The 6,250-nt window shown below is 69.1% G+C and carries 9 protein-coding genes; all 9 read left to right on the top strand.

Features of this window, described 5'->3' with window-relative positions; all coding sequences use genetic code 11:
- Window positions 1-35 precede the first annotated feature (35 nt).
- The 9 genes from rplO to rpsM all read left to right on the top strand — a co-directional run bounded on the left by rplO (window position 36) and on the right by rpsM (window position 6,244).
- On the top strand, window positions 36-479 hold the full coding sequence (gene rplO, locus RIN75_RS41050; protein ID WP_121224929.1) for a 50S ribosomal protein L15: 444 nt from the start codon (window positions 36-38) through the stop codon (window positions 477-479).
- A gap of 130 nt (window positions 480-609) precedes the next feature.
- Window positions 610-1,209 carry a LysE family translocator gene (locus tag RIN75_RS41045; RefSeq protein WP_309117521.1) on the top strand — a complete coding sequence of 200 codons (600 nt, stop codon included), beginning with the start codon at window positions 610-612 and terminating at the stop codon, window positions 1,207-1,209.
- Between the two features lie 259 nt (window positions 1,210-1,468).
- The gene (gene secY, locus RIN75_RS41040) at window positions 1,469-2,779 is read left to right on the top strand and encodes a preprotein translocase subunit SecY (RefSeq protein ID WP_309117520.1); all 1,311 of its coding nucleotides are present in this window, start codon (window positions 1,469-1,471) and stop codon (window positions 2,777-2,779) included.
- Window positions 2,779-3,339 carry an adenylate kinase gene (locus RIN75_RS41035; RefSeq protein ID WP_309117519.1) on the top strand — a complete coding sequence of 187 codons (561 nt, stop codon included), beginning with the start codon at window positions 2,779-2,781 and terminating at the stop codon, window positions 3,337-3,339. Before secY ends, RIN75_RS41035 begins: the two co-directional genes overlap by 1 nt.
- Window positions 3,340-3,386: 47 nt before the next feature.
- Window positions 3,387-4,157: a type I methionyl aminopeptidase gene (gene map / locus RIN75_RS41030; RefSeq protein ID WP_309117518.1), complete on the top strand. Its 771-nt coding sequence runs from the start codon at window positions 3,387-3,389 to the stop codon at window positions 4,155-4,157.
- A gap of 461 nt (window positions 4,158-4,618) precedes the next feature.
- Window positions 4,619-5,068 carry a DUF1707 domain-containing protein gene (locus RIN75_RS41025; protein ID WP_309117517.1) on the top strand — a complete coding sequence of 150 codons (450 nt, stop codon included), beginning with the start codon at window positions 4,619-4,621 and terminating at the stop codon, window positions 5,066-5,068.
- 188 nt (window positions 5,069-5,256) lie between these two features.
- On the top strand, window positions 5,257-5,478 hold the full coding sequence (gene infA, locus RIN75_RS41020; RefSeq protein WP_005166804.1) for a translation initiation factor IF-1: 222 nt from the start codon (window positions 5,257-5,259) through the stop codon (window positions 5,476-5,478).
- Between the two features lie 59 nt (window positions 5,479-5,537).
- Window positions 5,538-5,651 carry a 50S ribosomal protein L36 gene (gene rpmJ, locus RIN75_RS41015; protein WP_010148647.1) on the top strand — a complete coding sequence of 38 codons (114 nt, stop codon included), beginning with the start codon at window positions 5,538-5,540 and terminating at the stop codon, window positions 5,649-5,651.
- A gap of 212 nt (window positions 5,652-5,863) precedes the next feature.
- Window positions 5,864-6,244 (top strand): 30S ribosomal protein S13, encoded by a 381-nt coding sequence (gene rpsM / locus RIN75_RS41010; protein WP_121224935.1) that lies wholly within the window; start codon window positions 5,864-5,866, stop codon window positions 6,242-6,244.
- Window positions 6,245-6,250: the final 6 nt, after the last annotated feature.

Raw genomic sequence — 6,250 nt, 5'->3', positions numbered from 1 at the left:
GTGCGCCACCTGGTGGTCGTCGAGGAGGTCCAGTCGTGACCATCAAGATCCATGACCTGCGTCCGGCCCCCGGCGCCAAGACCGCGAAGACCCGTGTCGGTCGCGGTGAGGGCTCCAAGGGCAAGACCGCCGGTCGCGGTACGAAGGGCACCGGCGCGCGGAAGAACGTCTCCCCGCGCTTCGAGGGTGGCCAGATGCCGCTGCACATGCGCCTGCCGAAGCTCAAGGGCTTCAAGAACCCGTTCCGCACCGAGTACCAGGTCGTGAACGTCGGCGACCTGGCCCGGGTGTTCCCGGACGGTGGCCGGGTCGACGTGGACGCACTCGTCCACGCGGGCCTGGTGCGCAAGAACGAGCTGGTCAAGGTCCTCGGCGAGGGTGACCTGAACGGCGTCAAGCTCGACGTCGTGGCCAACAAGTTCTCGGGCAGCGCGGTCGAGAAGATCGCCGCCGCGGGCGGCACCACCACGGTGCTCTGACCCGACGCAACGCAAGAAGGACCCCCGGTGCCTCCCGCTCCGGGGGTCCTTCGCTTTCGGTGGGCGGCCCTCCGCCGGTGGTGTTCGCGCAGGGCAGAAAGAAGTTGCGGCGGGGAGTTAGCGTGGGCGCATGTGGCTGGTGGTCTTCTTCGGCGCGGCCGTCCTGGTGGCTCTCACGCCCGGCGCCAACAACCTCCTCGGCATGCACCACGCCGTCCACCACGGCCCCGCCAAGGCCGTGACGGCGCTGGTGGGCCGCCTGGTCGCCTTCACCCTCATGATCGCCGCCGTGGTCGCCGGCCTCGGCCCCATCCTGGCGGCCTCCACCACCGCCCTCACCGTCATCAAGTGGCTCGGCGTGGCCTACCTGGTGTACCTCGCCGCCCGCATCTTCTTCACACCATCACAGGGCTCCTCAGCGCCCAAGAAGGGCAACCCGCTGCGCAAGGAGTTCCTCGTCGCCATCACGAACCCGAAGGCGTTGCTGATCTTCACCGCCTTCGTCCCCCAGTTCGTGGACCCCGCGCGAGGCTCCGTCCAGACCCAACTCGCCGTCCTCGGCGCGGTCTACCTGGCCGCAGAAGTGCTGGCAGGGACCGGTTACGTGACGATCGGCGCGATCATCCGCAAGGCCGACCTCGGCGCCCGCGCGCAGCGCCGGCTGGACCAGGGCACCGGCACCCTCCTCCTCGGCATGGCGGGCGTCCTGGCCACCAGCGCCACCCGCTGAGACGCACCCCACGTCCCGATCAACTTGATCCATTCGGCGGCTTGCGAACGACGGGCCGTGATCGGGTACGAAGTGTGAAGGGCGGCTGGCTACGGCAACCCGCTCCGCGGCTGTTAAAGTCGCGGGCTGAACCCGGATGTCCTCCGGGTCGGTCGCGGCTACCCGTCGCGTCCGCCACCACCGCAAGACTGTGCCGGCAACACAGCCGGTACCGCAGGATGCCGACCCAGGCGGGGCGGCAACGCTGATGGAGGTTCGCGTGCTCGGCGCATTCCGCTCGGCTCTCGCGACGCCGGACCTACGGAAGAAGATCCTCTTCACCCTGGGGATCGTCGTGGTGTACCGGTTGGGCGCGACCATGCCCGCGCCGGGCGTCTCCTTCAAGAACGTGAAACTCTGCGTCGAGCAGGTCGACCAGCAGGGGATCTACTCGCTGATCAACCTGTTCAGCGGCGGCGCGCTGCTCAACCTGTCGATCTTCGCGCTGGGCATCATGCCCTACATCACCGCGAGCATCATCATCCAGCTGCTCACCGTGGTCATCCCGCGGTTCGAGCAGCTGAAGAAGGAAGGCCAGGCGGGCCAGGGCAAGCTGACCCAGTACACCCGCTACCTGACGATCGCCCTCGCGGTCCTCCAGTCGACCGGCATCATCGCGCTCGCGGTGCGCGGCCAGCTGTTCCAGAACTGCGAGTACGACGTGATCCCGGACCAGAGCGTCTGGAACCTCGTCGTCATCGTGGTCGCGATGACCGCGGGCACCAGCATCATCATGTGGCTGGGCGAGATCATCACCGAGAAGGGCATCGGCAACGGCATGTCGTTGCTGATCTTCACCGGTATCGCCGCCCGCATCCCGCACGAGGGCCAGCTGATCCTCCAGCGCGGTGGCCTGACGTTCTTCCTGGTCTGCGTCGCGGCCCTGCTGATCATCGCCAGCGTCATCTACGTGGAGCAGGCGCAGCGCCGCATCCCGGTCCAGTACGCCAAGCGCATGATCGGCCGCCGGATGTACGGCGGCACCTCGACCTACCTGCCGCTGAAGGTGAACCAGGCCGGTGTCATCCCGGTCATCTTCGCCTCGTCGCTGCTGTACCTGCCCGACCTGATCTCGCGCCTGACCGCCTCCACCGACGGGTCCGCGCCGGGCTGGTGGGAGACGTTCGTCCAGACGCACCTGGTGAGCCAGTCCAGCCCGGTGCACATCTCGGCGTACTTCCTGCTGATCGTCTTCTTCACCTACTTCTACGTCGGCATCACGTTCAACCCCGACGAGCGTGCCGACGAGATGAAGAAGTTCGGTGGGTTCATCCCGGGTATCCGCCCCGGGCGCCCCACCGCCGAGTACCTCCGCTTCGTCCTGGGGCGGATCACGCTGCCCGGCTCGCTGTACCTGGGCATCGTCGCCATCCTGCCGAACCTGTTCCTCGACCTGACCGGTCAGGGCCAGAACCAGAACTTCCCGTTCGGCGGCACGGCGGTGCTGATCATGGTCGGCGTCGGCCTCGACACCGTCAAGCAGATCGAGAGCCAGCTGATGCAGCGCAACTACGAAGGGTTCCTCCGCTAGTGCGACTCGTTCTCGTCGGCCCGCCCGGAGCGGGCAAGGGCACTCAGGCCGACCTGCTCAAGACCAAGCTCGGCGTGCCGCACATCTCCACCGGGGACCTCTTCCGCGCGCACATCAGCCAGCAGACCGACCTCGGCAAGGAGGTCCAGGAGTACCTGGACTCCGGCGAGCTGGTGCCCGACGCGGTGACCAACGAGATGGTGCGGGAGCGGCTGTCGCAGGCCGACGCCAAGGACGGCTTCCTGCTCGACGGGTTCCCGCGCAACGTCGCCCAGGCGGCGGTGCTCGGCGAGATCCTCGCCGCCGACGGGCACGCGCTGGACGCCGTGCTGGAGTTCCGGATCGACGAGGACGTCGTGGTGGAGCGCCTGCTCGCCCGCGGCCGGGCGGACGACAAGGAAGAGGTCATCCGCCACCGCCAGCAGGTGTACCGCAACGAGACCGCACCCCTGCTCGACTACTACGCCGACATCGTCGTGACCATCGACGCCGTGGGTGACGTCGAGGAGATCAGCGAGCGGGCCCTGGCCGCCCTCCGCGCCGCGCGCGGCGACAAGTGACCGGTGGCCTGCTCGATGCGCTGCGCAGGATCGTCCCGGGTGACCGCATGATCGAGATCAAGAGCCGCGGCCAGCTGGAGGCCATGCGGGCCGCCGGCCTGGTCGTGGCCCGCACGCTGGCGCTGCTCACCGAGCACGCCAAGGTCGGCGTGAGCACGGCCGAGCTGGACGAGCTGGCGGAGCAGTCCATCCGCGACGCCGGCGCGATCCCGAGCTTCAAGGGCTACCACGGGTTCCCGGCGAGCATCTGCGCGTCGGTGAACGAGCAGGTGGTCCACGGCATCCCGAGCAAGACGCAGGTGCTGGCCGAGGGCGACCTCATCTCCATCGACTGCGGCGCCATCCTCGACGGCTGGCACGGCGACTCGGCGGTGACCGTCCCGGTCGGGACGGTCACCGAGGCGGAGCTGAAGCTGTCCGAGGCGACCCGCGCGTCGATGCTGGCCGGCATCGAGGCGGCCGTGCCGGGCGGTCGGCTCAGCGACATCTCGTTCGCGATCGAGTCGGCGACGATCCTGGCGGGCGAGCGGGACGGCGTGGAGTACGGGATCGTCGAGGGCTACGGCGGGCACGGCATCGGCACGAAGATGCACATGGACCCGTTCCTGCCGAACTACGGCAAGCCCGGCAAGGGGCCGCGGCTGAAGGTCGGCATGGCGATCGCGATCGAGCCGATGCTGACGCTGGGCAGCGAGCGGACTGCGGAGCTGGACGACGGGTGGACCGTGGTGACCACGGACGGGTCGCGGGCGGCGCACTGGGAGCACAGCGTGGCCATCACCGCCGACGGCCCTTGGGTGCTCACCGCTCTGGACTGACGCCGGGCCGGCCTCCGCTTCGGCCGGGACGGCACCCGCTTGGCAGGTCCGGGCTGGTGCCCGCTTCGGCCGGGCCGGTGCCCGTTTGGCACGGCTGGCGCCCGTTTGGCAGGGCTCGCGCCCGTTTGGCAGGGCTCGCGCCCGTTTGGCAGGGCCGGCGCGCGGTCGCCGCGACGCTGGGGTCGGCCTCCGGCCCCCGCTTCCATCGTCGCACGGGCCACCGACAGTTCCGGGCGTGCGGACCCGCGAGGAGTTCGGCTGGTGGGCGAGTCCTGGCTGGTGGGAGGGGCGCGAGTTGTGGGCCGCTCCCGGGCACTGCGCTCGACGACGGCTGGTGCCGGGCCGGCCTCCGGCCCCGGTTCCATCGTCCCGTCGACCACCGACAGCTTCGGTCTGCCGGAGCGGGATACGGGGGTTAGCCCCCTTCTCGACCGGGTGACCGCGAGGCCACGATTGACCCCGTGAGCCACCCCGTGCGGCCCGAGGACATGCGGGTCTCCGACGCCGAGCGCGAAGTCGTCCGACAACTGCTCCACCGCGCCCACGCCGAGGGCAGCCTGGACCTGGCCGAGTTCGACGAGCGGGTCGTGGCGGTCTGGCAGGCGAAGACCCGGGGCGAGCTGGCGGCCCTGACCGCGGACCTGCCGCAGGTGGTCGACCGGCCCTTGCCGCCGCCCCCGCCGCCCGTGCGGGTGAAGCCCCGGGGACCCTCCGCGATGAAGGTGCTCACCACGATCTGGCTGAGCGTGAGCTCCCTGAACTTCGCGCTCTGGCTGCTGGTGAGCATCCTCGGCGGTCGGGGCTGGGTCCACCCGTGGTTCCTGTGGGTGGCGCTGCCGTCCGGGGCGGTGCTGGGCGTGGTCTGGCTCCTGGTCGGGCGCGACCACGGGCGCGACCGCGCGCGGGGTTGACAGGCCCGATTTGGGCATACTCGCCGGCGCGCGTACTATGGACGGGTGGCGCACACGTAGCGCCGGTTCCGCCATGCCTGTGACGCACCTCACCGCCGGCTGGCAGGTTCGCAAGGGCCTGAAGGAGTCGGGGTTCCGCGTGCCCGCATCCAAGTGGAAGCTAACCACCGTCACGAAACGCGGAGGACATGGGCAAGAAGGACGGGGCCATTGAGGTCGAGGGCCGCGTAGTCGAACCGCTCCCCAACGCGATGTTCCGCGTCGAGTTGGAGAACGGGCACAAGGTCCTGGCACACATCAGCGGCAAGATGCGTCAGCACTACATCCGCATCCTCCCTGAGGACCGGGTTGTCGTGGAGCTCTCGCCCTACGACCTGTCCCGCGGGCGCATCGTCTACCGCTACAAGTGACCTCCACGGTGCCACCGGGCGACCGGTGACACCGGGGCTACCAGCAGGAGAGCTCAGGCGTGAAGGTCCAGCCGAGCGTCAAGAAGATCTGCGACAAGTGCAAGGTGATCCGCCGCCACGGCCGGGTCATGGTCATCTGCGAGAACCTGCGCCACAAGCAGCGCCAGGGCTGAGCAGACCGCCACGTCGCAGCGTCCTCACCGACGCAGACAAGTAAGCCTCCCCGCACCTGCTCCTCGACGCACCACCAGAGGAGCACACCCCCGGACTCCAGGCCGGGGCCGGGACGCCGACCGTGAGAGCGGCCGGAACTGACAACAGCGAGTCAGTCCCGGGAGCGGGCGGGGAGCAGACCTGGAGAGAACACGACAGGAGCAATCGCCGCATGGCACGACTCGCTGGCGTCGACCTCCCCCGCGAGAAGCGGATGGAGATCGCGCTCACCTACATCTTCGGCATCGGTCGCACGCGCTCCAAGGAGCTGCTGACCGCCACTGAGATCTCCCCCGACCTGCGCGTCAAGGACCTCAGCGACGACGACCTCGCCAAGTTGCGGGACTACATCGAGAACAACTTCAAGGTCGAGGGTGACCTCCGCCGCGAGGTTCAGGCCGACATCCGCCGCAAGATGGAAATCGGCTGCTACGAGGGTCTGCGCCACCGTCGCAACCTGCCCGTCCGCGGGCAGCGCACCAAGACGAACGCGCGTACTCGTAAGGGTCCGAAGAAGACCGTTGCGGGCAAGAAGAAGGCCGGCAAGAAGTAACACCTC

The organism is Saccharothrix sp. (genome assembly GCF_031180885.1).
Taxonomy (GTDB): domain Bacteria; phylum Actinomycetota; class Actinomycetes; order Mycobacteriales; family Pseudonocardiaceae; genus Actinosynnema.
This window is presented reverse-complemented; position numbering and strand designations above follow the sequence as displayed.